We start from the raw sequence: 26,608 nt of genomic DNA, 5'->3' as shown, positions 1-26,608 counted from the left end.
GCACCCTTACGAATGAAGTGGCCCCGAGCCACTCGTTCAGCATACTGGAAGCGAGTCTCCCGATGAAAAGCCATACCGATGCCGCCAGCCGTCCGGCGGTCGAGGTTGTGACGCAGTTGCCAGTGCCCTCGCGGCTCGGCATGTTGCGTTTCGAGCGGCTTAATGAGGCTAGCTGGACTCTCCTATTTCTCGACGCCTCCTGCGAAGCCCAATTGGGCCTGGCCGCCGGGGAACTTTGCGGCTTGATCGGCTCGCCCTACGCGAGCCTCATGGAGCCCGAAGAACGCTACCAGTTGCACGACACCATTGCCCTGCAACTCAAAGACAGCCCGCACTACAAAGTGCACTACAAGCTGCATACGCCCAACGGCCTGCTCCACCTGGTGGAGCTGGGCGAAGCCTTCAAGCAACACGGACGCCAGCTGTTACGCGGCTATCTATTACCGGCAGACGAACCGGTCTTCCCCGACCGCCAGCCGCAACAGTCCGAACTGCAAATCCAGAACAACCGCCTGCAAGCCTCCCTCGAACTCTATCAACGCTCCCAGGAAGAACACTTGCAGCACCTGGTGCGCAGCCGCGCGCAGCAGAGCATGATCGTGCGCCTGGCGCGCCATCGTTACAGCTCAGACAACCAGGTTTTCGAGGCCGCGCAGCTGATCACAAAGGCCGCCTGCGAGACGTTCAATGTCGCCCGCGCCAGCCTTTGGCACTTGCGCCAGGAAATGCTCGACCCCATCACCATGTACAGCACCGATATCGGTCAGCACGAGTTGCCGACCGCCATCAACGCCAGCACCTACCCGCACTACCTCGCCGCTCTGCACAGCGGCCGCGCCATTGATGCCCACAGCGCCATGCGCGACCCGCGCACCCGCGAGCTGGCCGAAACCCACCTGCTGCCGCGTGGCGTCACCGCCATGCTGGATGCCAGCGTGCGGGTGGCCGGTGAAGTGGTGGCGGTGCTGTGCCTGGAACACGCCGGCAGCGAGCGGGTATGGCAGGCCGATGAAATCGCCTTTGCCGGTGAGCTGGCCGACCAGTTCGCCCACGCCATGGTCAACCAGCAGCGGCGCAGCGCCAGCAGCGAGCTGCAACTGTTCCGCCGCGCCGTGGAGCAAAGCGCCAGCGCGTTTTTGCTGATCGACCGCGAAGGCATCGTCGAGTACGTGAACTCCAGCTTTACCGCCATCACCCTGTTCAGCCCCGAAGAAGTGCAAGGCCGGCGCCTGTCCGACCTGCCGGCGCTGGCCAACCTCAGCGACCTGCTGTTCGACGCCCATTCGAACCTCGCCCAGCAAAACAGCTGGCACGGCGAGTTCCGCAGCCGCCGCAAGAGCCTGGAGCCCTACTGGGGGCATCTGTCGATTTCCAAGGTGTATGGCGGCGATGGCGAGCTGACCCACTACATTGGCATTTACGAAGACATCACCCAGAGCAAGCTGGCCCAGCAGCGCATCGAGCGCCTGGCCTACACCGACAACCTCACGCGCCTGGGCAACCGCCCGGCGTTTATCCGCAGCATGGAAGAGCGTTTCTCCGGCAACAGCGAGAAACCCACCAGTTTGCTGCTGGTGGATATCGACAACTTCAAGCGCATCAACGACAGCCTCGGCCACCAGACCGGGGACAAGCTGCTGATGAGCCTGGCCCGCCGCCTGCGCAACAGCTTGAACGCCAACAACAGCCTGGCGCGGTTTGCCAGTAACGAATTTGCCGTGCTGTTGGATAACTGCGACGTCGCCGAAGGCCAGCGCATTGCCGGGCAAATTCTGCAAACCCTGGATAAACCGCTTTTCGTCGACAACCAGCTCATCAGCGTTACCGGCTCGGTCGGCCTGGCCTGCGCACCGCTGCACGGCGAAGACTCCCACACCCTGATGAAACACGCGGGCCTGGCGCTGCACAAAGCCAAAGCCAACGGCAAACATCAGGTGCAGGTGTTTACCGAGGCGCTGAACGCCGAGGCCAACTACAAGCTGTTTGTGGAAAACAACCTGCGCCGCGCCCTGACCCAGAACGAGCTGGAAGTGTTCTACCAGCCCAAGCTCGACCTGCGCAGCGGCCACCTCACCGGCATGGAAGCGCTGCTGCGCTGGAACCATCCGGAAAAGGGCATGATCCAGCCGGACCAATTTATCAGCGTGGCCGAAGACACCGGCCTGATCATCCCCATCGGCAAATGGGTGGCGCGCCAGGCCTGTCGCATGAGCAAGCAGCTCACGGCCCTGGGCCTTGGCGATATTCAGGTGGCCATCAACCTGTCGCCCAAGCAGTTTTCCGACCCGGACCTGGTGGGCTCCATCGCCGATATCCTCGAAGAAGAACAGCTGCCGCCGCACCTGCTGGAGCTGGAGCTGACCGAAAGCCTGCTGCTGGAAGCCACCGACGACACCCGCCAGCAACTCAATCGCCTGAAAAGCCTGGGCCTGACTCTGGCCATGGACGACTTCGGCACCGGCTACTCGTCGCTCAGCTACCTGAAGAAATTCCCCATCGATGTGATCAAGATCGATCGCAGCTTTATCAAAGACATCCCGGACAACCAGGACGACATGGAAATCACCTCCGCGGTGATCGCCATGGCCCACAACCTCAAGCTCAAAGTCGTGGCCGAAGGCATCGAGAATGCCGCCCAGCTGAGCTTTCTGCGCCGGCATAAATGCGATATCGGCCAGGGTTACCTGTTCGACCGGCCGATTCCCGGCCGTGACCTGCTGGAAAGCCTACGCCGCTACCCGTGCCGCCCGGCCAACTGAATTCGCTGTAACGTCTGGCGTTGCATTCAGTCTACTGAGACGCCATATCTGCAAAACCCCATCCGTTAACCCAAGGAGCCTGCCATGGTGCTGCGTTCGCAAATTCTCGCCCACAAGCTCGACCTGCCCACCGCCGAGCAAGCCCTGCCCGGCCGTGAAAGCCCGATGCCGGTGCCGGAGCAGCACTTCGTCAACGGCAACCCGTTGCAGGGTCCGTTCCCGGCTGGCCTGGAAACCGCAATCTTCGGTCTCGGTTGTTTCTGGGGGGCCGAGCGGCGCTTCTGGCAACAACCCGGCGTGTACAGCACGGCAGTGGGTTATGCCGGCGGCCATACGCCCAACCCGACCTACGATGAAACCTGCTCGGGCCTGACCGGCCATAGCGAAGTGGTGCTGGTGGTGTTCGACCCGAAAGTGACCAGCTACGACGTCCTGCTCAAAGTGTTCTGGGAAGCGCATAACCCGACCCAGGGTATGCGCCAGGGCAACGATGTCGGCAGCCAATACCGCTCGGCCATCTACGCCACCAGCCCGGCCCAGCTCGACGCCGCGCTGACCAGCCAGGCGGCTTTCCAGAAGCCACTGGAAGCGGCCGGCTTCGGCGCCATCACCACGGAAATCATCGAAGCGCCGGCGTTTTACTACGCCGAGGCCTACCACCAGCAGTACCTGGCCAAGAACCCGAATGGCTACTGCGGGCTCGGTGGCACTGGGGTGTGCCTGCTGTAAATCCGCACTGAACCGGTCTTGGCTGCCCAACAGTCTCGACCGGTTCACGCCCTGGCGAACGTCTAAGTGCTCCTGTAACACGCAAGTTGTAGGATGACTCTCTGCCAGCTGTCATGCCGGTGCCGCACCGGACGCGACTATAAAAAAGAGAGAATCTGCATGAACACGTTTAGCCTCGGGCGCTGCCGCCTGGTCGTAGGTTTTGCCGCGCTATTGGGTGTCGCCAGCGCTGTACTGGCCGAAGACGCCCCCATCGTTATCAAGTTTTCCCACGTCGTCGCCGAAGACACTCCCAAGGGCCAAGGCGCCCTGCTGTTCAAAAAACTGGTGGAAGAACGCCTGGCCGGCAAGGTCAGCGTCGAGGTATTCCCCAACTCCAGCCTGTACGGCGATGCTGATGAATTGCAGGCCCTGCGCGACGGCAAGGTGCAGATCCTCGCACCCTCGCTGGCCAAGTTCGGTGAGTACAACCAGCAACTGCAAATCTTCGACCTGCCGTTTCTGTTCGACGACCTGGCGGCGGTCAATCGCTTTCAGCAACGGGCCAAGGGTCGCCAACTGCTAACCGGCATGCAGAAACACAACATCACCGGGCTCGCCTATTGGCACAACGGCATGAAACAGCTATCGGCCACCAAGGCGCTGAACAACCCCGCCGACGCCAAGGGCCTGGCCTTCCGCATCCAGCCTTCGCCGGTCATCGAAAGCCAGTTCAACGCCTTGGGCGCCACGCCGGTGAAACTGCCATTCGCCGCCACCTTGCAAGCCATGCAAGAGGGCAAGGTGCAGGGCACCGAGAACACCTGGTCGAACCTTTACAGCCAGAAATACGCACCGCTGCAGCCCTACATGACCGAAACCAACCACGGCGTGCTCGACTACATGCTGGTGACCAATACCCAGTTCTGGTACGCCATTCCCCACGCCACGCGCACCGAGCTGGAAGGCATCGTCGAAGAAGTAACCTTTGCCGTGAACAACGCCGCCGAGCAGCAGAACGTCGAGGCGCGCCAGCAGCTCAGCCAGGGCAAAACCCACCTGCTTACCCTGACCGAACAGGAGCGCACCCACTGGCGCGCCGCCATGCAACCGGTGTGGAAACAGTACGAAGCGGTGATCGGCAGCGACATCATCCATGCAGCCGAACAGGTCAATCGCAAGAGCGCCGGCAAATAACGGAAAGCAACGTCAGCCAGGTAAAAGCTGGCTGTTAGCCATTAGGCGGGTCACAGCCCGCCGTTGGCACGCTAGACTTAGGGCAAATAACCAGTGGCCCCATGAGCCCGGCATGCCAGATTCCAAACGACTGCTCGTTCCCGAACAACTTTGTGTTGGCCTCTTTGTTCAGCTCGACCTGAACTGGTGGGAGCACGACTTCGCGTTCAACAGCTTCAAAATCAAAGACCAGGCTCAACTTGATGCCGTGCTCGCCCTGGGCTTGCCGCAGGTGCGCTACGACCCCACGAAAAGCGACTGCCTGCCGCTGCCGCACCCGGACGAATTGCCGCCGGTGATCGTCGAAGAACCGCCGCCCCCGCCCCAGCCGCCTACCGCCGAAGAAATAGCCGCAGAGGCACGCGCGGTAAAACTCGGCAAGCTGCGCAAGCGCCTGGCCGAGGTGGACCGCAAGTTCATTCACACCAGCCACATGGTCAAAGAGCTCACCAAAACCCTGCACCGCGCCCCTGAAGACGTGGTGAAACAGGCCGGTGAAGTGGTGCGCGAACTGGTCGGCACCATGATGGCCGAGGACGGCGTGGTGCTGCACAGCATCAACGGCAAAGCCGCCGAAGATGCCTACTCCCATGCCTTGAACGTCACCGTGTTGTCGATGATGCTCGGCCGCCAGCTCGGCTACGACAGCGAGGCCTGTCACTCCCTGGGCCTCGGCGCGCTGCTGCACGACATCGGCAAGATGGATGTGCCGAGCAAAGTGCTGCTCAAAACCGAGCCGCTGAACCGCCCGGAATTGCAGTTTTTGCAGATGCACACCGAATTTGGGCGCCGTCGCGGGCAGAAGCTGATGCTCGACGACGAGGTGCTGCGCATCATCTACGAGCACCACGAATACTGCGACGGCACGGGCTACCCGAACAAACTGCACGAGGCCAGCATCGGCCGCCTGAGCCGCGTGGTGTGCATCACCAACCACTTCGACAACCTGTGCAACCCGCACAACCCGCGCGAGGCCATTAGCCCGCATGAGGCGCTGGCGCGGATGTTCAATCAGCACAAGGAACGGTTCGATCAGGTGGCACTAAAGGCGTTTATCCGCTGCATGGGCGTGTACCCGCCGGGCAGTCTCGTGCAGTTGCAGGATGGCCGCTTCGGCCTGGTGCTGGGCATGCACCCGACGCTGCCGCTCAAGCCGACGCTGATTCTGTACGAGCCGAATATTCCCAAGAGCGAGGCGCTGATCGTCAATCTGGAGAATGAGCCCGAGCTGGCGATAGCCAAGAGCGTGCGGGCGTCGGAGCTGGATGAAGCGGCGAGCGAGTATTTAAATCCGCGGCAGCAGGTGAGTTACTACGTGGATCCCAAGCGCTCTAAATAGCCGCCGCCAATACAATCAAAAGCATCGAGGCTGAAGCCTCTCCCACAAGAACCGCGGTCAACTGTGGGAGAGGCTTCAGCCTCGATTGGCCCTTAAATTATTCGGCAATCAACCAGTCAAGGCGCCAATTCCCTTCGCTCTGCGCCAGGTTCTTGGCCAGCCACGGCAACAATTCCTTCAGCTCGTCCTCAAGCCCCCACGGCGCATTGGCAATCACCAGCCCTGAGCCGCTCAGGCGCGTGGCGTCGTCCGGGCTGTGCACAAACAATTCGGCGCGTAGCAGTTTTGGCGCGGTGGATTTGCTCAGGCCTTGGTAGAACCGCTTGAGCTGGCGCTCGTCCTTGATCGGGTACCAGATGGCGACGATGGTCTGGCGCATGCGGCTGATGCTTTCGTTCAGCGCGGCGATGCAGCGGTCCTGCTCGTCGCTTTGTTCGAACGGCGGGTCGATCAGCAGCAGCGCGCGTTTCTCCGCCACCGGCAGCAAGGCGCGCGGCACATGCCAGCCTTCGCCCAGGTGCACGGCCACACGGCGGTCGCCGCGCATGTTTTCTTTCAATAGCTGGCCGTCTTGCGGGTGCTTTTCGTTGAGCAGCACGCGGTCCTGGTCACGGCTCAGTTGCCGGGCCAATTCCGGGGAGCCTGGGTAGTAGCGCAACTCGCCATCCGGGTTCATGGCCTTGAGCACGTCGAAATAGTCGTCGGTGCTGGCCGGCAGGTCGTCGGCATTCCACAGGCGGGCAATACCTTCCTGCCATTCGCCGGTGCGGCTGGCTTCGTCACCTTTAAGATCGTAGAGGCCCAGGCCGGCATGGCTGTCCAGGCACACGAACGGAGCTTCCTTGCGCGCCAGCAAGGCAATGATGCGGCTAATGATCAGGTGTTTGAGCACATCGGCATGGTTGCCGGCGTGGAAGGCGTGGCGGTAGTTCATGTTGCAGGTCCTCGGGCGCGCTAAGGCGGCGAAGTTTACCAGCCCGCTAGACTGCCATGGGCAGTGGGTTTTGCTGCTTTATCACTGGCCTGTATGAAGCTAGGCGCTGCCATGAAGCCGCAATAGACTCCGGCAACGTAGTTTTTAACCGTCCAACAAAAACAGGTAAGCCGCATGTCCGAGACTCTGCTCAGCTCCCGTAACCTGGCCTTCGAACTCTATGAAGTGCTGGATGCCGAAGCCCTGACCCAACGCGAGCGTTTCGCCGAGCACAGCCGCGAAACCTTCGATGCCGCCATCGGCACAGCCCGCAGCATCGCCGAAAACTTGTTTGCCCCGCACTGCCGCAAAAACGACGAAAACGAACCGCAATTCGTCGACGGCGCCGCGGTGCTGATTCCGGAAGTGAAACCGGCTGTCGACGCCTTCCTGGAAGCCGGTTTTCTGAATGCCTCGCGCGACTTCGAAGCCGGCGGCATGCAACTGCCGACCCTGCTGTCGCAGGCCTGCTTCTGCCACTTCCAGTCGGCCAACGCCGCCACCACCTCGTACCCGTTCCTGACCATGGGCGCGGCCAACCTGATCGAGAGCTTCGGCAACGAAGAACAAAAGCAGCGTTTTCTGCAGCCGATGATCGAAGGCCGTTTTTTCGGCACCATGGCATTGACCGAACCGCACGCTGGTTCGTCCCTGTCCGACCTGCGCACCCGCGCTGAACCGGCCGGCGATGGCACCTACCGCATCAAGGGCAACAAAATCTTTATCTCCGGCGGCGACCATCCGCTGTCGGAAAACATCGTGCACATGGTGCTGGCCAAGCTGCCGGACGCCCCGCCGGTGTTAAAGGCATCTCGCTGTTTATCGTGCCCAAGTTCCTGGTGAACGACGACGGCTCGCTCGGCAAGCGCAACGACGTGATTCTCGCCGGCCTGTTCCACAAGATGGGCTGGCGCGGCACCACCTCCACCGCGCTGAACTTCGGCGATAACGGTGAGTGCGTGGGCTATCTGGTCGGCAAGCCGCACGCGGGTCTGTCGTATATGTTCCAGATGATGAACGAGGCGCGCATCGGCGTCGGCATGGGCGCGGTAATGCTCGGCTACGCCGGCTACCTGTACTCGCTCGACTACGCCCGTCAGCGCCCGCAAGGCCGCCTGCCGGACGGCAAAGACCCAACCACCGCGCAGGTCGCCATCATCGAGCACGCCGACGTGCGCCGCATGCTGCTGACCCAGAAGGCCTACGTGGAAGGCTCGTTCGACCTGGGCCTGTACGCCGCCCGCCTGTTCGACGACACCCAGACCCTGGAAAGCGAAGAAGACCGCAAAACCACCCTGGAATTGCTCGACCTGCTGACCCCGATCGTTAAATCCTGGCCGTCGGATTACTGCCTGAAAGCCAACGAACTGGCCATCCAGATTCTCGGCGGCCACGGCTACACCCGCGAATACCCGGTGGAGCAGTACTACCGCGACAACCGTCTGAACCCGATTCACGAAGGCACCTACGGCATTCAGTCCCTCGACCTGCTCGGTCGCAAGGTGTCCATGAACGGCGGCGCCGCGCTTAAGCAACTGGTGAAACTGGTGCAGGGCTGCTGCCAGCGCGCCGAAGCCCATGAGTCGCTGACTGCGCTGCGTGAACCGCTGGAGCACCTGCTGTCGCGCCTCTCCACCGTCACCCTGAGCCTGTTGGGCGACCTGATGAAGGGCAAGGTCAACGACACCCTGGCCAACTCGGCGCTGTATTTGAAGGTGTTCGGCCATATGGTGATCGGCTGGCGCTGGCTGGAACAGGCCATTCGCGCCGAAGAAGGGCTGGCCAAGGGCAACGCCCAAGACCACGACTTCTACACCGGCAAGTTGCAGGCCGCGCGCTACTTCCTGACCTGGGAAGTGCCGAGCATGCACCATGATCTGGCGATTCTTGAGGCCAAGGACGATACGTGCTTAGGCATGAAAGACGCCTGGTTCTAAAGCGATCCTTGTGGGAGAGGCTTCAGCCTCGATGCTCTTCAAAAGCTTCGAGGCTGAAGCCTCTCCCACAAGAACTTAAAAACGCCAAAAATCATGCCCCGCCCACACGCGGGGCATTTTTTTGACAGGTGCGCGAAAACGCGGGTTAGAATCGTCTGGCATGCCAGCTGCATGCAATATGCCATTTTCGATCTATCCCCTGCTTTCTGGAGTTCCGCCTTGGATGCCACCGCCATCAATAGCCTGTTTCTGATCGGCGCATTGCTGGTGGGCGCGAGCATTCTGGTGAGCTCGCTTTCTTCACGCCTCGGCATCCCCATTCTGGTGATCATTCTTGCCGTCGGCATGATGGCGGGCATTGATGGCCCCGGCGGTATCGGCTTCAGCAACTATCCCCTGTCCTACCTGGTCGGCAACCTGGCCCTGGCGGTGATCCTGCTGGATGGCGGCTTGCGCACCCGGGTGTCGAGTTTCCGCGTGGCGTTATCGCCGGCCTTGTCGATGGCCACGGTGGGCGTGCTGATTACCACCGGGCTGACCGGCATGGCCGCCGCCTGGCTGTTCAACCTCAACATCATGCAAGGCCTGCTGGTGGGCGCCATTGTTGGCTCCACAGACGCCGCGGCGGTGTTCTCGCTGCTCGGCGGCAAGGGCTTGAACGAGCGGGTAAACGCTACCCTGGAAATCGAGTCCGGTAGCAACGACCCCATGGCGGTGTTTCTCACCGTTACGCTGATCGACATGCTCGCCAGCGGCCAAGACGAATTCGGCTTCGGCCTGCTGCTGCACCTGCTGCGTGAATTCGGCATTGGCGCCGTGATTGGCCTGGGCGGCGGCTGGGTGATTCTCAAGCTGGTCAACCGTATTCACCTGGCCCACGGCCTGTATCCATTGCTGGTGGTAAGCGGCGGCCTGCTGACGTTTGCCCTGACCAACGCCCTGCACGGCAGCGGCATTCTGGCCGTGTACCTGTGCGGCCTGGTGCTGGGCAACAAGGCCATTCGTTCGCGCCACGGCATTTTGCATATGCTCGACGGCCTGGCCTGGCTGGCACAGATCGGCATGTTCCTGGTGCTGGGCCTGTTGGTGACCCCGCACGACTTGCTGCCCATCGCCCTGCCCGCTTTGGCCCTGGCGCTGTGGATGATTCTGATCGCCCGGCCCCTGTCGGTGGCCGTCGGCCTGTTCCCGTTCAAGGCGTTCCACGACCGGGAGAAAGTCTTTATCGCCTGGGTGGGCCTGCGCGGCGCGGTGCCGATCATTCTCGCGGTGTTCCCGCTGATGGCCGGCCTGGAACACGCGCAGCTGTACTTCAACCTGGCGTTCTTTATCGTGCTGGTCTCGCTCGTGGTGCAAGGCACCAGCCTGCCGTGGGTGGCCAAGTGGCTGCGCGTGACCGTTCCGCCCGAGCCAGCTCCGATTTCCCGCGCCGGCCTGGAAGTGCACCCCACCAGCCAGTGGGAACTGTTTGTGTACCGCCTGGGCGCGGAAAAATGGTGCATCGGCGCCGCCCTGCGCGAACTGAACATGCCCGAGGGTACGCGCATCGCCGCACTGTTCCGCGGCACCGAACTGCTGCACCCCTCTGGTAGTACCACGCTGGAAGCCGGCGATATGCTCTGCGTGGTCGGCCACGAACACGACCTGCCGGCCCTCGGCAAGCTGTTCAGCCAAGCGCCCAAACGCGGCCTGGACCTGCGTTTCTTCGGCGACTTCGTGCTCGAAGGCGACGCCGAACTCAACGCCATCGCCGCGCTCTATGGCCTTAAAGTCGGCGATACCGACGGCACCATGGCCTTGGGCCGGTTTATCTCCCACGAGATCGGCGGCGAGCCAGTTATCGGTGACCAAGTGGAGTGGAATGGCCTGACCTGGACGGTTGCAGCCATGGAAGGGAACAAGATCCGCAAGGTCGGCGTCAAATTCCCCGAAGGCAGCCGCCCCGGCCCTGGCTTGTTCCTCTAAACTGCTCGCTTCCCGAGCCGCAAGATTGGCGACCATGTCTCTGTTCCCGTATTCGCTCCGTTCCCGATTTATTAGCAAATGGGTTACGGCCAGCTTGCTTGGCCTTGCCCTTATTGTTCCCGCCCTGCAGGCCGCCGAGCCGCCGTCCGCCGATGACGTGCAACGCAGCCTCGACGGCCTGGCCGCGCGCAAACTGGCCGAAACCGATGCCGCCACCATCAAGCAGACGCTGGAAAACACCCTGGCCCTGCTGGCGGAAAAAACTGATGCCGAAGTAGGCCTTACCCAGCTCAAGCAAAAGCTCGCCGAAGCACCGAAGCTGACCGCCGAAAACCAGCGCGAACTGACCAAACTCAAAGCCACCCAAGTCGACGACTTTCGCCAGCGTTATGGCTCGCTGACCATCCCGCAGCTTGAACAGAAGCTGACCGACCTCAGCACCCAGCTAAGCGACTGGCAAAAGGCCCTGGCCGAGGCCAACAGCGACATCCTCACCGCGCAAACCCGGCCGGAGCGAGCCCAGGCGGAAATCAGCAGCGGCCAGACCCGCGCCCAGACCATCAGCAACCTGCTCAAGGTCGGTAAGGAAGCCAACAAACCGCTGCCGCCCGAACGCCGCGACCAACTCAATGCCGAACAGGCAGCCCTGACCGCGAAAATAGCCCTGCGCCGCGCCGAACTGGCAGGCAACAACGTGCTGCAAGACCTGGGCAACGGCCAGCGCGACCTGCTGGTTGAGCGCATCGCCCGCGCCGAACGGACCAGCAACGACCTGCAAACCCTGATCAGCGAAAAACGCCGCGCGCAATCGGAAAAAACCCTGGTCGAGCTTTCCAAAGAAGCGCAGAACGTCGGTTCCGACAGCGTGGTTGCCCTGGAAAGCGCGCAGAACCTCAAACTCTCCGACTACCTGCTGCGTGCCACCGACCGCCTCAACGACCTGACCAAGGAAAACCTGCTGACCAAGCAGCAACTGGACAGCGTCAACCAGGCCGACCAGTCGCTGGAAGAACAGATCAACGTGCTCAAAGGCAGCCTGCTGCTGTCGAAAATTCTCTACCAGCAGAAGCAATCGCTGCCCCACCTGACGATGAACAAAGACCTGGCCGACGAGATTGCCGACATCCGTCTGTACCAGTTCAACCTCGACCAGAGCCGCGACCAATACAGCACGCCGCAAGCCTATGTAGACAGCCTGCTGGAGAAACAGCCGGCCGAGCAGGTAACCCCGGAACTGCGCCGCACCCTGCTGGATTTGGCCAACACCCGCAGCGAGCTGCTGGACCGCTTGAGCCGCGAGCTCAATGCGCTGCTCAACGAATCCATCACCCTGCAACTCAACCAGAAACAACTGCAGGCCACCGCCAAGGCCCTGCGCGCCACGCTGGAAGAACAGATGTTCTGGATTCCCAGCAACAAGCCGCTGGATTTGAGCTGGGTGCGCGTTGCCCCGCGCTACTTGCAGAGCCAGATGACCGACCTGCCGTGGGGCGCCGGCCTCAAGCAGCTGTTCGAAGCGCTGGGCGAGCGACCGTGGTTCTTCCTGCCGCTGCTGTTGGTGTCCGGCTTGCTGATCTGGCAGCGCAGCACCATCTACCGCAAGCTCAACGAGCTGCACGAAGACATCGGCCACTACAAACGCGACAGCCAATTGCATACACCGCTGGCGCTGCTGCTGAATATTCTCCTGGCCTTACCCGTGTCGCTGCTGCTGGCGCTCGGCGGCCTTGCGCTGCGCGCCGACGCCCGCGGGCAGAACGCCGCGCTAGGTCTGGCCCTGCTGGAAATGGCCCAGGCCTGGCTGGTGTTCTACACCCTGTACCGCATTCTCGCGCCCGGCGGCGTGGCCGAATTGCACTTCCGCTGGCCGCGTCCACAAGTGGATTTTCTCAGCAAGAAAGTCCGCAATCTCGGCTTTGTGGTCATGGCGCTCGTGGCGGTGGTGAGCGTGGCGGAACAACAACCGGCGGCACTCGCCGAGGATGTCATCGGCATCGTGACCGTGCTGACCTGCTTCTGCCTGATGACCATTCTGCTGGGCAAACTGCTGCTCGGTGAACAACTGCGCGAACATGCCTCGCCGTTCCGCCTGGTGATCGGCGCTGCCTTCACCCTGCTGCCGTTCGCGCTAATCATTGCCGTGGGTTTTGGCTATTACTACACCTCGCTGAAGCTCACCGACCGCTTGATCAACACCCTGTACCTGTTGATTGTCTGGTTGATTATCGAAGCCGCCTTTGTCCGCGGCCTGGCCGTGGCCGCCCGGCGTCTGGCCTACGCCCGCGCCCTGGCCAAACGCCAGGCGCAAGCCAAGGAAAATGTCGACGGTGACGAAGTGCCGGTGGAAACCCCGACGCTGGACATCGACCAGGTCAACCAGCAGTCCCTGCGCCTGATCCGCCTGGCGCTGCTGGCCGGTTTTATCGGCTGCCTGTACTGGGTGTGGGCCGACCTGATCAGCGTGTTCGCCTACCTCGATAACGTCACCCTGTACCAATACACCTCGGGCACCGGCGCGGCCGTCACCCAGGTACCCATCAGCCTGATGGACGTACTGGGTGCGCTATTGATCATCGGCGTGACCATCGCTCTGGCGAACAACCTGCCCGGCTTGCTGGAGGTGTTGGTGCTGTCGCGGCTATCGCTGGCGCAAGGCAGCGCGTATGCGACCACCACGCTGCTCTCCTACGCCATTGCCGGCATCGGTATCGTCAGCACCCTGTCGACCCTCGGGGTGAGCTGGGACAAGCTGCAATGGCTGGTGGCCGCGCTGTCGGTTGGTATCGGTTTCGGTATGCAGGCGATTTTCGCCAACTTTATTTCCGGGATCATTTTGCTGTTCGAACGGCCGGTGCGCATCGGCGACCTGGTGACCATCGGCACGGTGACCGGCACCGTGAACCGGATTCGCATCCGCGCCACGCACATCACTGACGGCGACCGCAAAGCGGTGATCGTGCCGAACCAGACCATCCTCACCAGTCAGCTGATCAACTGGACGCTGACCGACACCGTCACCCGTATCGTGCTCACGTTCAACGTACAGCGCGGCAGCGACCTGGAGCTGGTGCGCAAACTGATGATGCAGGCCGTGCAGGAAAACTCCCGCGTACTGCGCGACCCGGCACCCACTGTGCAACTGACCTCATACGGCGCCAGCACCCTGGACCACGAACTGAAGATTTACGTGCGCGAACTCGGCGACCGTGGCCCGGCCACGGATGAACTGAACCGTCGCATCGACCAGTTGTTCCGCGCCAACGACATCAACTCCAGCAGCACGCCGAAGATGGAAATTTTCCTGGCTAATCGGGAGGGGCAGGAGCAGAAGGTGTCGGCAGCAGAAGAGCCAGAAGCCCCGAAACCATAACGACCGTGTAGGAGGGTTTATTGGGCTGATGGCAGCATCAGGCCAACCAGTTCCTGCACCTTGTCCCGCGCGCTGATAAACCGGTTGGGGCCGGCGGTGTGGGCCGAATACATGGCGCTACCGATCCGCTGGCCGTCGCGGTACACAATCATTTGGGCGCGGTTCATGTACCAGACGGGCATTGTGAAGGTCCAATGTGCGTCGTAAACCGTGATGAGCGAACAGGCATCAAGGCCGGCGCCAAACGGCAACACCGTAACTTTAAAGCCCTTGGCCGTCAGCGCATCCCGGTACGCCGGAAGAAAGCTGGCCTGCACCGTGGTGTTGTCGATGACGCACAGCGCTTCGCCGGGCGTGGTCACGGCAGGCTCCACTTTTTGCACGGTCGAGCAAGCACCCAAAAACGGAATCACCAACGCAAACACACAGATCTTTTTCATGACGGCATGGCTCTATAGAGTGGAAGACCACGGAGCAGCCACCGTCCAGTAATGGACCTGCCCCTCCGTGGGCGCGCCAGACTCTAGCAACCCTGCCGGCGATAGCAAAGTGCTGCGCTGGTCACCTTACGGACACCGCCGTTGAAAACCCTCGCCGACCTGACCTTCGATAACCGCTTCGCCCGCCTGGGCGATGCGTTTTCCACCGAGGTGCTGCCAGAGCCCATCGACGAACCGCGCCTGGTCGTGGTCAGCCCCGCCGCCTTGGCGCTGCTGGACCTCGACCCGGCCGAGGCCGAACAGCAGGTATTCGCCGAAATCTTCGCCGGCCACAAACTCTGGGAAAGCGCCGAGCCGCGGGCGATGGTGTATTCCGGGCATCAGTTCGGCTCGTACAACCCGCGCCTGGGCGATGGTCGCGGCTTGCTGCTGGGTGAAGTGGTAAACGATGCCGGCGAGCATTGGGACCTGCACCTCAAAGGCGCCGGGCAAACGCCGTACTCGCGCATGGGAGATGGCCGCGCGGTGCTGCGTTCTTCCATCCGCGAGTTTCTCGCCTCCGAAGCCCTGCACGCCCTGGGCATTCCCAGCAGCCGGGCGCTTTGTGTCGTGGGTTCGACCACCCCGGTGTGGCGCGAGAAAAAGGAAAGCGCGGCCATGGTGCTGCGCGTGGCGCCCAGCCATGTGCGCTTTGGCCACTTCGAGTACTTCTATTACACCAAGCAGGAAGAGCAGCTCAAAACCCTCGGCGAGCATGTGCTGAAAAACCATTTCGCGCAGTGCCTGGAACAGCCCGAGCCGTACCTGGCCATGTTCCGCGAAGTGCTGGAGCGCAACGCCGAAATGATCGCCTACTGGCAGGCCTACGGCTTCTGCCACGGGGTGATGAACACCGACAACATGTCGATTCTGGGCATCACCTTCGACTACGGCCCGTTCGCCTTCCTCGACGATTTTGATGCGGGATTTATCTGCAACCACTCCGACGATGCCGGCCGCTACTCCTTCAGCAATCAGGTGCCGATTGCCCACTGGAACCTCTCGGCCCTGGCCCAGGCGCTGACGCCGTTTATCAGCGTGGACGCCTTGCGCGAAACGCTGAACCTGTTTCTGCCGTTGTACCAGGCGCATTACCTGGACCTGATGCGCAAACGGCTGGGCTTGTTTGAAGCCGATGAGCAGGACGAAAAACTGATCGAACGCCTGCTGCAACTGATGCAAACCAGCCCGGTGGACTACACCCGATTCTTCCGCGAGCTGGGCGACAGCGCGCCGGCCGATGCACTCAAGCGTTTGCGCGATGACTTTATCGATCTGGCCGGCTTCGACGCCTGGGCCGCAGACTATCTGGCGCGTTGCGGCGACCTCGACCCAGCCGAGCGGCGCGCGCGTATGCATGCGGTCAACCCGAAATACATCCTGCGCAATTACTTGGCGCAGCAGGCTATCGAGGCGGCCGAGAAAGGCGATTACAGCGAAGTGCGGTTACTGCATGGAGTGCTGAGCAAGCCCTTTGATGAGCAACCGGGCATGGAACGGTTTGCCGAGCGCCCGCCAGAGTGGGGCAAACACCTAGAAATCAGCTGTTCTTCGTAAGACATTCGGCCCTCTGGTCGTCGGCCATACTGCGTTGCAACCTCGCCTCACATGCTCACGTAGTGCACTACGCTGCGCTGTTCGGCTCGGTTGCGCCTTGTCTGGCCTTAGCCCAAAGAACCTAGAACGAGTCGGCGCTGAGCAGCCAGTCCAAGCCCATCTGCACATGCAGATGGGCGCTATCGAGCAAGGGCAGCGGCGACTCACAACCTTCCAGCAAAAGCCCGATTTCCGTACAGCCCAGAATCGCCGCTTCGGCGCCCTGGTCTTTCAGGCGCATCAGACTGTCGAGGTAATAGCGCTTGGACTCTTCAGGAAATTGCCCCAGGCACAGCTGCTGAAAAATGATGCGGTCGATTTCGGCTTGTTCCTCGAGCGCCGGCACCAGCACTTCGATACCAAACCCCTCACTCAGCCGGTCACGGTAAAAGGCTTCCTGCATGGTGAAGCGCGTGCCGAGCAGTGCCGCCTTCTTTACCCCATCGGTTTTCAGCGCCTGGCCGACGGCGTCCCCGATATGCAGCAAAGGAATGTTTACGGCTGCCTCGATGGCCGGGGCGACTTTGTGCATGGTGTTGGTGGCTAGCAGCAGTGCGGTGGCGCCGGCCTGTTGCAGGCCGTGGGCGGCCTGGGCGAGCACGGCGCCGGCGGTTTGCCAGTCGCCGCTTTTTTGCAGGGCGGCAATTTGCGCGAAGTCCACCGAGTGCAGAAGCAAGGGCGCGGAATGCAGGCCGCCGAGGTGATCGCGTACGCCTTCGTTGAGCAGACGGTAATAGGTGACCGTCGACTCCCAACTCATTCCGCCCAAAACGCCCAAAGTGTTCATCGCCGCCGCCTGTAGGATGGGTAGAGCGTGGCGAAACCCATCGTTACGCGAATTGATGGGTTTCGGCTATGCCTCTACCCATCCTACGGTCGACACGCGGGCATACATAGGCACAGACAGTCGCCGAGCCGGCGGTACAGCCACCCCACACATAACCGTAAGGCATATAAACCTATCTAACGATTCTTAGACTCTCTAAGCAAAGCTCTCTATCGTGGCGCCACCGAACGGCTAACCGCTCGACCCGATCTTAAGGCTCCGCTGTAGATGAAAATCCGCGAACTCGATTACACCCCCAGCCCGATCAACACCGAACACCAGGCAATGGGCTTGCCGCCAGTCGAAGACTACGTTTCCCACCCCGCCAACCATCCCGTGCTGCGTATCGCCATGTGGCTGGCTGTGGCCATTCTGATCAGCCTGTTGGGTGTGCTGGCCTGGCGTCTGTTTTTCGGCAACCATGAAAGCACCGGCCTGGAAATTATCGAAGACGCGCTGAACAGCCGACTCTTCTGGAGCGCCGTCGCCGTGGGCTTTTTCGCCCAGGCTATCGATGGTGCGCTGGGCATGGCCTACGGCATCACCGCCACCACCTTTCTGCTTAGCGCCGGCGCCTCACCGGCTGCCGCAAGTGCCAGCGTGCATATCGCCGAAGTGTTTACCACCGGCCTTTCCGGCATCTCCCATGTGAAGCTGGGCAACGTAAACAAGCAGCTGTTCTTGCGCCTGCTGATTCCCGGCATGATCGGCGCCGTGCTCGGTGCGGTGGTGATTACCCAGTTCGACGGCAAGGCGCTCAAGCCGTTTATTTCGGCGTACTTGCTGATCATGGGCCTCTACATTTTGCGCAAAGCCTTTCTGCATGTGGTGCAAAAACGCGAGCCCAAACATATCGCCAAGCTCGCGCTGTTCGGTGGTTTTGTAGATGCCGCCGGCGGCGGTGGCTGGGGCCCGGTGGTGACCACCACGTTGATCGGCTCGGGCAGCGATCCACGCACCACCATCGGCTCGGTTAACTTCGCCGAGTTCTTCCTGACCATCGCCAGCGCCACCTCGTTCATCCTGCTGGCCGGCCAGCCCAGCACCTGGCAGTTGGTCGCGGGCCTGGTGTTTGGCGGCCTGTTCGCCGCGCCGTTTGCCGCCCTGCTGTGCAAGAAGCTGCATGCCAAAACCCTGCTGATGCTGATCGGCAGCCTGATCACCCTGATCAGCGCCTACAACATCTATATGGCCATCTCGGCTTGAAACCAGGCCCGCACGGCTCCAGATAGCGTCTATCGCTTCTGGAGCTCGTCATGTCTGATTCCCTCGTTATCCCCTGCCCGCACTGCAACGGCCTTAACCGCATTCCCGCCGAGCGCCTCGGCGACAGCCCGCGTTGTGGCAAGTGCAAAGACGCTGTGCTGCAAGGCAAACCCTTCGACCTGACCCAGGCGAGCTTCGCCAGTCAGATAAAAGGCGACCTGCCGCTGCTGGTGGATGTGTGGGCCAGTTGGTGCGGCCCGTGTCAGGCCTTTGCGCCCACCTTCCAGCAAGCGGCTGGGCAATTGGTGGGCCGTGCGCGGTTGGCCAAGCTTGATAGCGAGGCTAATCAGCAGTTGTCGGCGCAGCTGAATATTCGTTCGATTCCGAGCCTGTTGTTGTTCAAGAACGGCAAGGAAGTGGCACGGCAAAGTGGCGCGATGCCATTGCCGCAGTTGTTGGCGTGGCTCAAGACCCAAGGGGTCTGAGGCGTCACTTTTAGTCAGGCGCGGCGAGCATTCAGGTCATTGCTGTAAACCAACCAACGACTAGGCTGGCTCCTCAATAACAAGAAGGAGCCAGCCATGAGTTTCCCCGTTGAAATCGCCCGTCAGCTCACCGAAGAACAGATCGCCTTCGTAAAACGCAGCGGCCTCAAGGCCGAGGTGCTTGAGCCTGGGTTTGTGCAACTGTTGATGCCGCTATTGGGCAACCAGAACCATATCGGCAGCATGTATGCCGGGGCGCTCTTCACCCTCGCCGAAATCCCCGGCGGCGCGCTGTTTCTCACCAGCTTCGACACCCAGCATTACTACCCCGTAATCAAGGAAATGAACCTGCGCTTTCGCCGCCCGGCGACGGGAGATATTCGGGTGGAAGCGCGGTTGGCGGCGGAGGAGATTGAGCGGTTGCAGGGTGAGGCTAGCGAGACGGGCAAGGCGGAGTATGTGTTGGAGTTGAAGCTGGTGGATGGGGGCGGGGAGGTGGTGGCGGAGAGTCGTGGGGTTTATCAGCTACGCCGCCATTGATCTTCGTAGGAGCCAGCTTGCTGGCGAACACTGGAAACGTTATTCGCGAGTTGCGGTGTATTTCTATGGGGCCGCGTGTGCTGAGCGTTTGTTTCGCGCCTTACGCGCGAGTATCTTTTTCCAGTCGATGAAAAAGACACCAAAAAATCTTGCCCCTACCTTGGGTTTTCACTGCGTGAAAACTTCCCTCCCTCCGTCGCCGCTCCAGGGGCCGGCAAAACGCGGCCATCCATGGCCCGTCTTTGCCTTTCGCGGCTCCTGCCGCTCAACCCCTTCCACGGCGACTCCGCTCGGCCTGCGCTAAAGGGGCGGGTAGATCAAGATCAAAAGCCGTAGATCAAAAGCTTTTGATCTTTGTGGCCTCACACATCTCGAGATCGAGCGAGCTAGAGCAGTGCAAGGCCAATACGGCCCGGGCGAAATGGTTTTTTAAAGCGCAGTGGGCTGGTGCCCATGAGCATTTAAAAATCCATTTCAACGCAGCAATGCCGACGCGCAGCCGATCGTTGCCGAACACAAAAAAAACGGCATCGCCGGGGGCGATGCCGCGCTCTTACGGGGAAGAGAATCACGGAGTTGCTACATCCTGCCAACACGATCGATTGTGTCGGCAGGGGTTAGATCACTTTTCGATGATTGCAGTCACACCTTGGCCGCCGGCGGCACAAATCGAGATCAAACCGCGACCGCTTTCAGCCACCGATAGCAGCTTGGCCAGGTTGGCGACGATGCGCCCGCCGGTTGCCGCAAACGGGTGGCCGGCGGCCAGCGAGCTGCCTTTGACGTTCATCTTGCTGCGGTCTATCGAGCCCAATGCGCCGTCCAATCCCAGCCGGGTTTTGCAGTATTCGGGGTCTTCCCAAACCTTGAGCGTGCAGAGCACCTGCGCGGCAAACGCTTCGTGAATTTCGTAGTAGTCGAAGTCTTGCAGCGTCAGCCCGTTGCGTTTGAGCAGGCGCGGCACGGCGTACACCGGCGCCATCAGCAGCCCTTCCTTGCCGTTGACGAAGTCCACCGCCGCTGCCTCGCCGTCGCGGAAATACGCGAGGATCGGCAGGCCACGCGCTTTCGCCCATTCTTCGCTGGCTAGCAGCACCACCGAGGCGCCGTCGGTAAGCGGTGTGGAGTTGGCGGCGGTCATGGTGCCACGAGGGCCTTTTTCGAAGACCGGTTTTAGCGTGGCTAGTTTTTCCAGACTGATATCCGGGCGCAGGTTCTGGTCGCGGGTCAGGCCCAGGTATGGCGTGAGCAAATCGTCTTGCCAACCTTCGGCATAGGCGGCGGCGAGTTTCTGGTGGCTGGCTACGGCGAGTTGGTCTTGTTCATCACGGGGGATGGACCAGGTTTGCGCCATCAGTTCGCAATGCTCGCCCATCGACAACCCGGTGCGCGGCTCGCCGTTGCGCGGAATATGCGGGGCCAGGTGGCGGGGGCGAATTTGCAGCAGGGCTTTGATTTTGTCGCCGTTGCTTTTGGCCCGGTTGGCTTGCAGCAAAATTTTGCGCAGGCCTTCGTTCACGCCAATCGGCGCGTCGGAGGTGGTGTCCACGCCGCCGGCAATGGCGCTGTCGATTTGCCCGAGGGCGATTTTATTGGCCACCAGAATGGCCGCTTCCAGGCCGGTGCCGCAGGCTTGCTGGATATCGTAGGCCGGCGTTTCCGGGGCCAGGCGCGAGCCGAGTACGCATTCGCGGGTCAGGTTGAAGTCGCGCGAGTGCTTGAGCACGGCGCCGGCCACCACTTCACCGATGATTTCGCCATGCAGCTTGTAGCGCTCGATCAGGCCTTCCAGGGCGGCGGTGAGCATTTCCTGGTTGCTGGTGGTGGCATACACGGTGTTGGAGCGGGCGAAGGGAATACGGTTGCCGCCGACGATGGCGACCCGGCGCAGCTGGGTCATGTGAGACTCCTTGGGAGATACGTGGTCACAAGACTAGCTTGCCATTAACTTGTCGCATTGGCCGCCTTGCCGGCGGCGCAAGCGGCACGGTCAATAACGCACGCTGTCGGTCTGCGTAGAGTGGGCCTACATTTGACTCTCCTGCTGGAGCCTTCTGCCATGTCTGACCGTTACCTGAACTTCGCCAACTCCCCCATGGGCCACCGCCTGGTCGGCGCCCTCGGCCTGCCCGCGCCGGTACGCCTGGAGCGCTGGACTGCCGGGCGCATGCGGCCGGTGGAAGGCGCGTTGTTGATTAGTGGCGGCGTGTTGGCCGAAGCGGCCAGCGCCAGCCTCAATCGCCTGACCGACCAAGCCTTCGCCAGCGAAGACGGGCTGTTTGGCCTGACCCGCTGGACCGCCGAGCACGGGCCCAAACTCAAGGCGCTGATTTTCGATGCCAGCGGCATCAGCAGCACGGAGGAGCTCGACCAGTTGCGCGAGTTCTTCCAGCCGGCGCTCAAGGGCCTGGCTATGTGTCCGCACGTGGTGGTGCTGGGCCGTCCGCCGGAGTCGCTAAAGGACCCGTTCGCCGCCAGTGCGCAACGCTCGCTGGAAGGCTTTACCCGTTCGCTGGGCAAAGAAATTCGCCGTGGCGGCACCGTGCAATTGCTCTATGTGGCCAAGGGCGCCGAAGACCAGCTGGAAGGCGCGCTGCGCTTTTTCCTCTCGCCGAAAAGCGCGTATGTGTCTGGCCAGGTGGTGCGCCTGGTGGCCTGTCCGACGCAAGTGAATGACTGGAGCCGCCCGCTGGGTGGCAAAACCGCTCTGGTGACCGGCGCCAGCCGTGGCATCGGTGCCTCCATTGCCGAAACCCTGGCCCGCGATGGCGCCAGCGTGGTGCTGCTCGATGTACCCGCGATGAAAGACGCCCTCGACGCCCTGGCCGCACGCTTGGGTGGCCGCAGCGTGGCGCTGGATATCTGCGCGCCGGATGCCGCCGAACTACTGTTGGCGGCGCTGCCCGATGGGGTCGATATCGTGGTGCACAACGCCGGTATCACCCGCGATAAAACCCTGGCGAAGATGAGCGAAGCGTTCTGGGATTCGGTCATCGACGTCAACCTGCACGCCCCGCAAGTGCTTACCAAAGCCCTGCTCGACGGCGGCAAGTTGCACGACAACGGCCGCGTGGTGTTGCTGGCTTCCATCAGCGGCATCGCCGGCAATATGGGCCAGAGCAACTATGCGGTGAGCAAGGCTGGTTTGATCGGCCTGGCCAATGCCTGGGCGCCGACGCTGGCCAAGCGCGGCATCAGCATCAATGCCGTGGCACCGGGGTTTATCGAAACGCAGATGACCGCCGCTATTCCGCTGACCATCCGTGAAGCCGGACGGCGGATGAGTTCGATGGGGCAAGGCGGGTTGCCACAGGATGTGGCGGAGACGGTGGCCTGGTTTGCCCAGCCAACCAGTGGGGCGGTGACGGGGCAGGTGTTGCGGGTGTGTGGGCAGAGTTTGCTGGGCGCCTGATGCAGCCTTAAAACCCTCTCCCCAACCCTCTCCCGCCAGCGGGCAGAGGGGGCCGACCGAGTCACCGATTAGCTCCCCTCGCCCGCTTGCGGGAGAGGGGCTGGGGGAGAGGGCTGCGGTTTAAAGCCTGAAACTGCCCATCTGCTTCCCAAGATCATCCGCCAGCCCCAACAGGGTCTGGCAATCCTGGCGACAGGCCTGCACTTCATCCGAGGTGGCATGCGCCAGATCGGCAATCCCCTGCACGTTACGGTTGATCTCTTCGGTCACCGACGACTGCTCTTCGGTCGCCGCGGCCACCTGGGTGTTCATGTCGCTGATGCGCTCGATCTGCGCAGTAATCGAGCCCAACGACTCGCCGGTACGCTGGGTCGATTGCACGCCCTCGCCTGTGGCCGACTGCCCGGCCTGCATTGAACTGACCGCCGTTTGCGCCCCGGTTTTCAGGCGCTGAATCATTTGCTGAATCTCGCCGGTCGACGCCTGGGTGCGGCTGGCCAAAGTGCGTACTTCGTCCGCCACCACGGCAAACCCACGGCCCATCTCCCCGGCCCGTGCCGCTTCAATGGCCGCGTTCAGGGCCAGCAGGTTGGTCTGTTCAGAGATGCCGCGAATCACCGACAGCACCTGGTCAATCGAGGCCACTTCATTGGCCAGTTCGCCGACTGCGCCGGACGCTTCGCCGATGTCATCGGACATTTTCTCGATCTGCTTGATCGACCCGCCCACTACATGCCGCGCCTGCACGGCTTCGTCGCGGGCGCTCGCCGACGTGCTGGCGGCGTTGCTGGCGTTGCGGGCGATTTCCTGCACGGTCAAGCCCATCTCGTGCACAGCGGTGGCGACCATATCGGTCATTTCATGTTGGCGCCCGGCACGCCCGGCGGTGTTTTCGACCACGGTGGCCACCTGGCCCACGGCGGTGCGCAGTTTGACGCTGGTGCCCAACACTGCGCTGATCAGATCGCGCTGGCTGCCAATAAAGCGGTTGAAGCCACGGGCCAGATCGCCGAGTTCATCCTGGCGGGATTCGTCCAGACGGCGGGTCAGGTCGCCGCCGCCGCCGCCGATTTCCACCAGCGCATCGGTCACCTGCTTGATCGGTTTCACCAGACCACGGGCGAGCAATACGACCAGGCCCAGGGAGAACAAAGCCACCAGCAAACCGATCAGGCTGCTGGTGATCAGTGCCTGGTTGGCGTCGGCGTAGATTTCCGCTTCCGGCACTTCGCTGACGAGCAGCCAGCCGAGGGTTTTCAGCGGTTGCGCCAGGGCCAGGTAGTCTTCGCCATCGCGCTGGAAGTGCACGGCCTTGCCGTTGTCGACCAGCAGCTTGGCGGCAGCATCTTTGCCCAGCAGGTCGCTGAGTTGGCGGGTGTCGTTGAATTCGGACTGCGGATGGATTTTCACTTTGCCATCGGCGCTGACAAGGAAAATTCGCCCCTCTTTGCCGAACTTGAAGTTACGCACCAGATCCGACATGGCCTGCAGGCCAAAACCCAATCCGGCCAAACCTATGGTTTTACCGTTGGCGCTGATGCGCTGGTTGATAAACAGGGTCGGTTGGTTGGTGGATTTGTCGGTGTCGATCTGCACGGCGCGGTTGTCGCTGCCGTCGACGAAGTTGTAGAACCAGCCGTTTTCCGCCGGGCCGCGGGTCAGGGTGCGGTCCAGGCCTTTGTCGGTGAAATAGTTGCCGCTACCGGCGCCGACAATAAAGGTGGTCAGGGCTTTTTGCTGGGTTTGCACGCCTTTCAGATAACGGACGAACGCTTGCTGCTGGCTGGCGTCTTCGCCGCTGGAGAGCCAGTCCTGCACCATGGTGTTTTCGGCGATGGCGCGGGCCGCCGTAAAGGGTTCGGTAAGGATGCGTTCAAGGTCATTGCCGATGGCCGTCACGCTGGCCGGCAAGGCCTGTTCGACCAGGGCTTTCTCCGCGAGGCGATTGACCACCGCCGCATAGATGCCCACAACAATCAGAATGCTGGCCAGCAGAGCGGCGCCCATGCTGAGGATTAACTGCCACTGAATACTGCGTTGCCAAAGGCGCATCGGCGAATACCTGTGTGAGCTTGGTGGGGATTTCTGGGCAGATTGTATACAAAGCTTCCGACCGTTCGGTCAGAAAATTACGCTCTTATGACGGCGTGCTCTGTACATATCGACCGTCGGCATAACCGACTTTAGCTGCGGCCCCACATTCCCACCTACCGCTCGTCAGGGACGCTGATTGCGCTGCCCCTGCTCCAGCACCCACGGCACCAATTGCGTGCTCAGGTTGTTGCTCGCCTGGCCGAAGGCTCGCACCACATCGGCCACCTGATCGCTGCTGGCGGCTTGCTGCACATCGAAGCGCCGCGCGGCGAGGATTTTGCGGCTGGCGCTGTTCACCAGTTGTACATCCAGGCGCACCACCACGGTCACCTGGCCATTGTGGTATTCGCTCTGGAAGTCGCGCAGGTCACTGACCAATACCAAATCGGCCTGCAACTGGGCGTCGTCGCTGCTCAGCTCGGCGATGCGGCCATCGGCCTGAAAACCATCGATCAACCGGTTACGCAGCAGCACCGGGCCGTTATCGCTCCAGCGCGCGCCTTTGTAGTTGCTGATCACACTGCCCTCGGGCACCACGGCAATTCGGGGGCTATCCAGGGCCATGGTGGCCTGCGGCTTGGCGATGCGAAGTGACCACTTCACCGGCGCCGCCGAACTGGCACTGGCGGCGGGTGCGGCCGGCAACAGATAGACGTTGCTCGGTTCGCTCTTGGGCAGAATCGAGCAGGCAGACAGCAGGCTCAAAAGGCCCAGAGCAAGCAACGGGCGAATGGCGCGGACACTCATGGTTGGAACTCCTTGTTCTTCTCACCGCCGAGCAGGTAGCCGGCCGGGTCTTCCTGCAGGCGCCGGGTGATGGCGCGCAGGCTGCTGAGGGTTTCACGCAGTTCTCCCACCGCCGGGCCGATGGCGCTCAGGCCCTGGGCGCCGGCATCCAGCGAGTCGCGGTTTTCGCTCAGCAAGGTTTCGATGCTTTTGCTCGCGCGGTCGAGCGAGGCCATGGCGTCGCGGGCGCTGTTCAGGGCGTCCTTGCCTTGCTGGTCGAGCAGGCTGTTGGCACTGGCCATGACCTTGCTGCTTTGCGCCAGGGTTTCGCTGGCCTGGCGCGAGGCGGCGGCCAGTTGTTTGACGATGGTGCGCATGTCTTCGCGTTCTTCGGCGACGGTGCCGGTCACTTGATCGAGGTGGTCGAGGGTGCGGCTGATACGGGCGACGTTTTCCGGCGACACCAACGCATTGGCGCTAGCGGCCAGCTTGTTGATATTGGTCAGCAGGTCTTCGCCGCTGGCCAGCAGCGCGGTAATCGGCGATTTGTCGGCGACGATCACCGGCACCTTGCCGGTTTTGCTCAGCAGCTTGGGACTGTCCGGCGTGCCGCTGTGCATCTGGATAAACGAGCCGCCGGTGATGCCCACCAGCGAGAGCTTGGCATGGGTGTCTTGTTTTACCGGAGTGTCGGCGGCGACCCGAATACGCGCGCGCACTTTGCGCGGGTCTTTGGGGTCGAGTTTCAGGGCGATCACTTCACCGACCTTGATGCCGCTGTACTGCACGGTACTGCCCGGCGACAGGCCGTTCACCGCTTCGTAGAACACGATGTCGTACAGGGCGAATTCGCGGTCGGCCGTCGACTTGGCCAGCCATAGGCCGAACAGCAGCGCGGCCCCGACGGCCAGCACCGTGAACAAGCCGATCAACACGTGATGGGCGCGGGTTTCCATA

The 26,608-nt window shown here is 61.9% G+C and carries 18 protein-coding genes and 2 pseudogenes; 12 read left to right on the top strand and 8 right to left on the bottom strand.

The features are described from left to right. The first annotated feature begins 62 nt into the window (after positions 1 to 62). The 4 genes from AC0V2S_RS01775 (at position 63) to AC0V2S_RS01760 (ending at position 6,042) form a co-directional block, all read left to right on the top strand. Positions 63 to 2,759 (top strand): sensor domain-containing protein, encoded by a 2,697-nt coding sequence (locus AC0V2S_RS01775; RefSeq protein ID WP_475508246.1) that lies wholly within the window; start codon positions 63 to 65, stop codon positions 2,757 to 2,759. Between the two features lie 84 nt (positions 2,760 to 2,843). Further along, complete coding sequence (gene msrA, locus AC0V2S_RS01770) at positions 2,844 to 3,488, top strand: peptide-methionine (S)-S-oxide reductase MsrA (protein ID WP_475508245.1); 645 nt, start codon at positions 2,844 to 2,846, stop codon at positions 3,486 to 3,488. Positions 3,489 to 3,647: 159 nt separating this feature from the next. Beyond that, positions 3,648 to 4,664 (top strand): TRAP transporter substrate-binding protein, encoded by a 1,017-nt coding sequence (locus AC0V2S_RS01765; protein ID WP_475508244.1) that lies wholly within the window; start codon positions 3,648 to 3,650, stop codon positions 4,662 to 4,664. Positions 4,665 to 4,776: 112 nt separating this feature from the next. Continuing rightward, the gene (locus tag AC0V2S_RS01760; RefSeq protein WP_475508243.1) at positions 4,777 to 6,042 is read left to right on the top strand and encodes an HD-GYP domain-containing protein; all 1,266 of its coding nucleotides are present in this window, start codon (positions 4,777 to 4,779) and stop codon (positions 6,040 to 6,042) included. Between the two features lie 97 nt (positions 6,043 to 6,139). On the opposite strand, the gene AC0V2S_RS01755 is transcribed toward AC0V2S_RS01760, so the two are convergent. Further along, entirely contained in the window at positions 6,140 to 6,976 is an 837-nt protein-coding gene (locus AC0V2S_RS01755) for a 23S rRNA (adenine(2030)-N(6))-methyltransferase RlmJ (protein ID WP_475508242.1), read from the bottom strand. 174 nt (positions 6,977 to 7,150) lie between these two features. On the opposite strand from AC0V2S_RS01755, the pseudogene AC0V2S_RS01750 reads away from it, so the two are divergent. The 3 genes and pseudogenes from AC0V2S_RS01750 (at position 7,151) to mscK (ending at position 14,287) form a co-directional block, all read left to right on the top strand. After that, positions 7,151 to 8,952 (top strand): annotated as a pseudogene (locus AC0V2S_RS01750) (acyl-CoA dehydrogenase). Positions 8,953 to 9,171: 219 nt separating this feature from the next. After that, positions 9,172 to 10,917 carry a potassium/proton antiporter gene (locus tag AC0V2S_RS01745; protein WP_475508241.1) on the top strand — a complete coding sequence of 582 codons (1,746 nt, stop codon included), beginning with the start codon at positions 9,172 to 9,174 and terminating at the stop codon, positions 10,915 to 10,917. Positions 10,918 to 10,951: 34 nt separating this feature from the next. Beyond that, positions 10,952 to 14,287, top strand: a complete 3,336-nt coding sequence (gene mscK, locus AC0V2S_RS01740; RefSeq protein ID WP_475508240.1) for a mechanosensitive channel MscK — start codon at positions 10,952 to 10,954, stop codon at positions 14,285 to 14,287. A gap of 17 nt (positions 14,288 to 14,304) precedes the next feature. Here the strand turns inward: mscK and AC0V2S_RS01735 are convergent, their stop codons facing one another. Then, positions 14,305 to 14,727 (bottom strand): hypothetical protein, encoded by a 423-nt coding sequence (locus AC0V2S_RS01735; protein ID WP_475508239.1) that lies wholly within the window; start codon positions 14,725 to 14,727, stop codon positions 14,305 to 14,307. A gap of 141 nt (positions 14,728 to 14,868) precedes the next feature. Between AC0V2S_RS01735 and selO the strand changes: the two genes are divergently transcribed. Beyond that, positions 14,869 to 16,323, top strand: a complete 1,455-nt coding sequence (gene selO / locus AC0V2S_RS01730; protein ID WP_475508238.1) for a protein adenylyltransferase SelO — start codon at positions 14,869 to 14,871, stop codon at positions 16,321 to 16,323. 121 nt (positions 16,324 to 16,444) lie between these two features. On the opposite strand, the gene AC0V2S_RS01725 is transcribed toward selO, so the two are convergent. Then, positions 16,445 to 17,149 carry an aspartate/glutamate racemase family protein gene (locus tag AC0V2S_RS01725; protein ID WP_475508237.1) on the bottom strand — a complete coding sequence of 235 codons (705 nt, stop codon included), beginning with the start codon at positions 17,147 to 17,149 and terminating at the stop codon, positions 16,445 to 16,447. 267 nt (positions 17,150 to 17,416) lie between these two features. On the opposite strand from AC0V2S_RS01725, the gene AC0V2S_RS01720 reads away from it, so the two are divergent. The 3 genes from AC0V2S_RS01720 (at position 17,417) to AC0V2S_RS01710 (ending at position 19,419) form a co-directional block, all read left to right on the top strand. Further along, positions 17,417 to 18,394, top strand: a complete 978-nt coding sequence (locus AC0V2S_RS01720) for a sulfite exporter TauE/SafE family protein (RefSeq protein WP_475508236.1) — start codon at positions 17,417 to 17,419, stop codon at positions 18,392 to 18,394. Positions 18,395 to 18,444: 50 nt separating this feature from the next. Further along, the gene (gene trxC / locus AC0V2S_RS01715; RefSeq protein ID WP_475508235.1) at positions 18,445 to 18,879 is read left to right on the top strand and encodes a thioredoxin TrxC; all 435 of its coding nucleotides are present in this window, start codon (positions 18,445 to 18,447) and stop codon (positions 18,877 to 18,879) included. A 96-nt stretch (positions 18,880 to 18,975) separates the two neighbouring features. Then, positions 18,976 to 19,419, top strand: a complete 444-nt coding sequence (locus AC0V2S_RS01710; RefSeq protein ID WP_475508234.1) for a PaaI family thioesterase — start codon at positions 18,976 to 18,978, stop codon at positions 19,417 to 19,419. A 622-nt stretch (positions 19,420 to 20,041) separates the two neighbouring features. Here the strand turns inward: AC0V2S_RS01710 and AC0V2S_RS01705 are convergent. Then, positions 20,042 to 21,319, bottom strand: a complete 1,278-nt coding sequence (locus tag AC0V2S_RS01705; RefSeq protein ID WP_475508233.1) for an acetyl-CoA C-acetyltransferase — start codon at positions 21,317 to 21,319, stop codon at positions 20,042 to 20,044. Positions 21,320 to 21,478: 159 nt separating this feature from the next. On the opposite strand from AC0V2S_RS01705, the gene AC0V2S_RS01700 reads away from it, so the two are divergent. Then, the gene (locus AC0V2S_RS01700; RefSeq protein ID WP_475508232.1) at positions 21,479 to 22,831 is read left to right on the top strand and encodes a 3-oxoacyl-ACP reductase; all 1,353 of its coding nucleotides are present in this window, start codon (positions 21,479 to 21,481) and stop codon (positions 22,829 to 22,831) included. 120 nt (positions 22,832 to 22,951) lie between these two features. Here the strand turns inward: AC0V2S_RS01700 and AC0V2S_RS01695 are convergent, their stop codons facing one another. The 4 genes and pseudogenes from AC0V2S_RS01695 to AC0V2S_RS01680 form a co-directional block, all read right to left on the bottom strand. After that, on the bottom strand, positions 22,952 to 23,680 hold the full coding sequence (locus AC0V2S_RS01695; protein ID WP_475508684.1) for a methyl-accepting chemotaxis protein: 729 nt from the start codon (positions 23,678 to 23,680) through the stop codon (positions 22,952 to 22,954). A gap of 135 nt (positions 23,681 to 23,815) precedes the next feature. Then, positions 23,816 to 24,838 (bottom strand): annotated as a pseudogene (locus AC0V2S_RS01690) (cache domain-containing protein); the annotation flags it as partial. Positions 24,839 to 25,048: 210 nt separating this feature from the next. Then, positions 25,049 to 25,672 carry an ABC-type transport auxiliary lipoprotein family protein gene (locus AC0V2S_RS01685; protein WP_475508231.1) on the bottom strand — a complete coding sequence of 208 codons (624 nt, stop codon included), beginning with the start codon at positions 25,670 to 25,672 and terminating at the stop codon, positions 25,049 to 25,051. Continuing rightward, entirely contained in the window at positions 25,669 to 26,607 is a 939-nt protein-coding gene (locus AC0V2S_RS01680; protein WP_475508230.1) for an MlaD family protein, read from the bottom strand. Before AC0V2S_RS01680 ends, AC0V2S_RS01685 begins: the two co-directional genes overlap by 4 nt. Position 26,608: the final 1 nt, after the last annotated feature.

This window comes from Pseudomonas sp. CC11G (assembly GCF_056174845.1).
The sequence above is the reverse complement of the archived record's forward strand: the minus strand, read 5'-3'. Positions and strand labels throughout refer to the sequence as shown.

Bases quoted from the DNA above. Each gene is read 5' to 3' on its own strand.
- AC0V2S_RS01775 (WP_475508246.1), top strand. From the start codon at position 63: ATGAAAAGCCATACCGATGCCGCCAGCCGTCCGGCGGTCGAGGTTGTG.
- msrA (WP_475508245.1), top strand. From the start codon at position 2,844: ATGGTGCTGCGTTCGCAAATTCTCGCCCACAAGCTCGACCTGCCCACC.
- AC0V2S_RS01765 (WP_475508244.1), top strand. From the start codon at position 3,648: ATGAACACGTTTAGCCTCGGGCGCTGCCGCCTGGTCGTAGGTTTTGCC.
- AC0V2S_RS01760 (WP_475508243.1), top strand. From the start codon at position 4,777: ATGCCAGATTCCAAACGACTGCTCGTTCCCGAACAACTTTGTGTTGGC.
- AC0V2S_RS01755 (WP_475508242.1), bottom strand. From the start codon at position 6,976: ATGAACTACCGCCACGCCTTCCACGCCGGCAACCATGCCGATGTGCTC.
- mscK (WP_475508240.1), top strand. From the start codon at position 10,952: ATGTCTCTGTTCCCGTATTCGCTCCGTTCCCGATTTATTAGCAAATGG.
- AC0V2S_RS01735 (WP_475508239.1), bottom strand. From the start codon at position 14,727: ATGAAAAAGATCTGTGTGTTTGCGTTGGTGATTCCGTTTTTGGGTGCT.
- AC0V2S_RS01725 (WP_475508237.1), bottom strand. From the start codon at position 17,149: ATGAACACTTTGGGCGTTTTGGGCGGAATGAGTTGGGAGTCGACGGTC.
- AC0V2S_RS01720 (WP_475508236.1), top strand. From the start codon at position 17,417: ATGAAAATCCGCGAACTCGATTACACCCCCAGCCCGATCAACACCGAA.
- trxC (WP_475508235.1), top strand. From the start codon at position 18,445: ATGTCTGATTCCCTCGTTATCCCCTGCCCGCACTGCAACGGCCTTAAC.
- AC0V2S_RS01710 (WP_475508234.1), top strand. From the start codon at position 18,976: ATGAGTTTCCCCGTTGAAATCGCCCGTCAGCTCACCGAAGAACAGATC.
- AC0V2S_RS01705 (WP_475508233.1), bottom strand. From the start codon at position 21,319: ATGACCCAGCTGCGCCGGGTCGCCATCGTCGGCGGCAACCGTATTCCC.
- AC0V2S_RS01700 (WP_475508232.1), top strand. From the start codon at position 21,479: ATGTCTGACCGTTACCTGAACTTCGCCAACTCCCCCATGGGCCACCGC.
- AC0V2S_RS01695 (WP_475508684.1), bottom strand. From the start codon at position 23,680: ATGGTCGCCACCGCTGTGCACGAGATGGGCTTGACCGTGCAGGAAATC.
- AC0V2S_RS01685 (WP_475508231.1), bottom strand. From the start codon at position 25,672: ATGAGTGTCCGCGCCATTCGCCCGTTGCTTGCTCTGGGCCTTTTGAGC.
- AC0V2S_RS01680 (WP_475508230.1), bottom strand. From the start codon at position 26,607: ATGGAAACCCGCGCCCATCACGTGTTGATCGGCTTGTTCACGGTGCTG.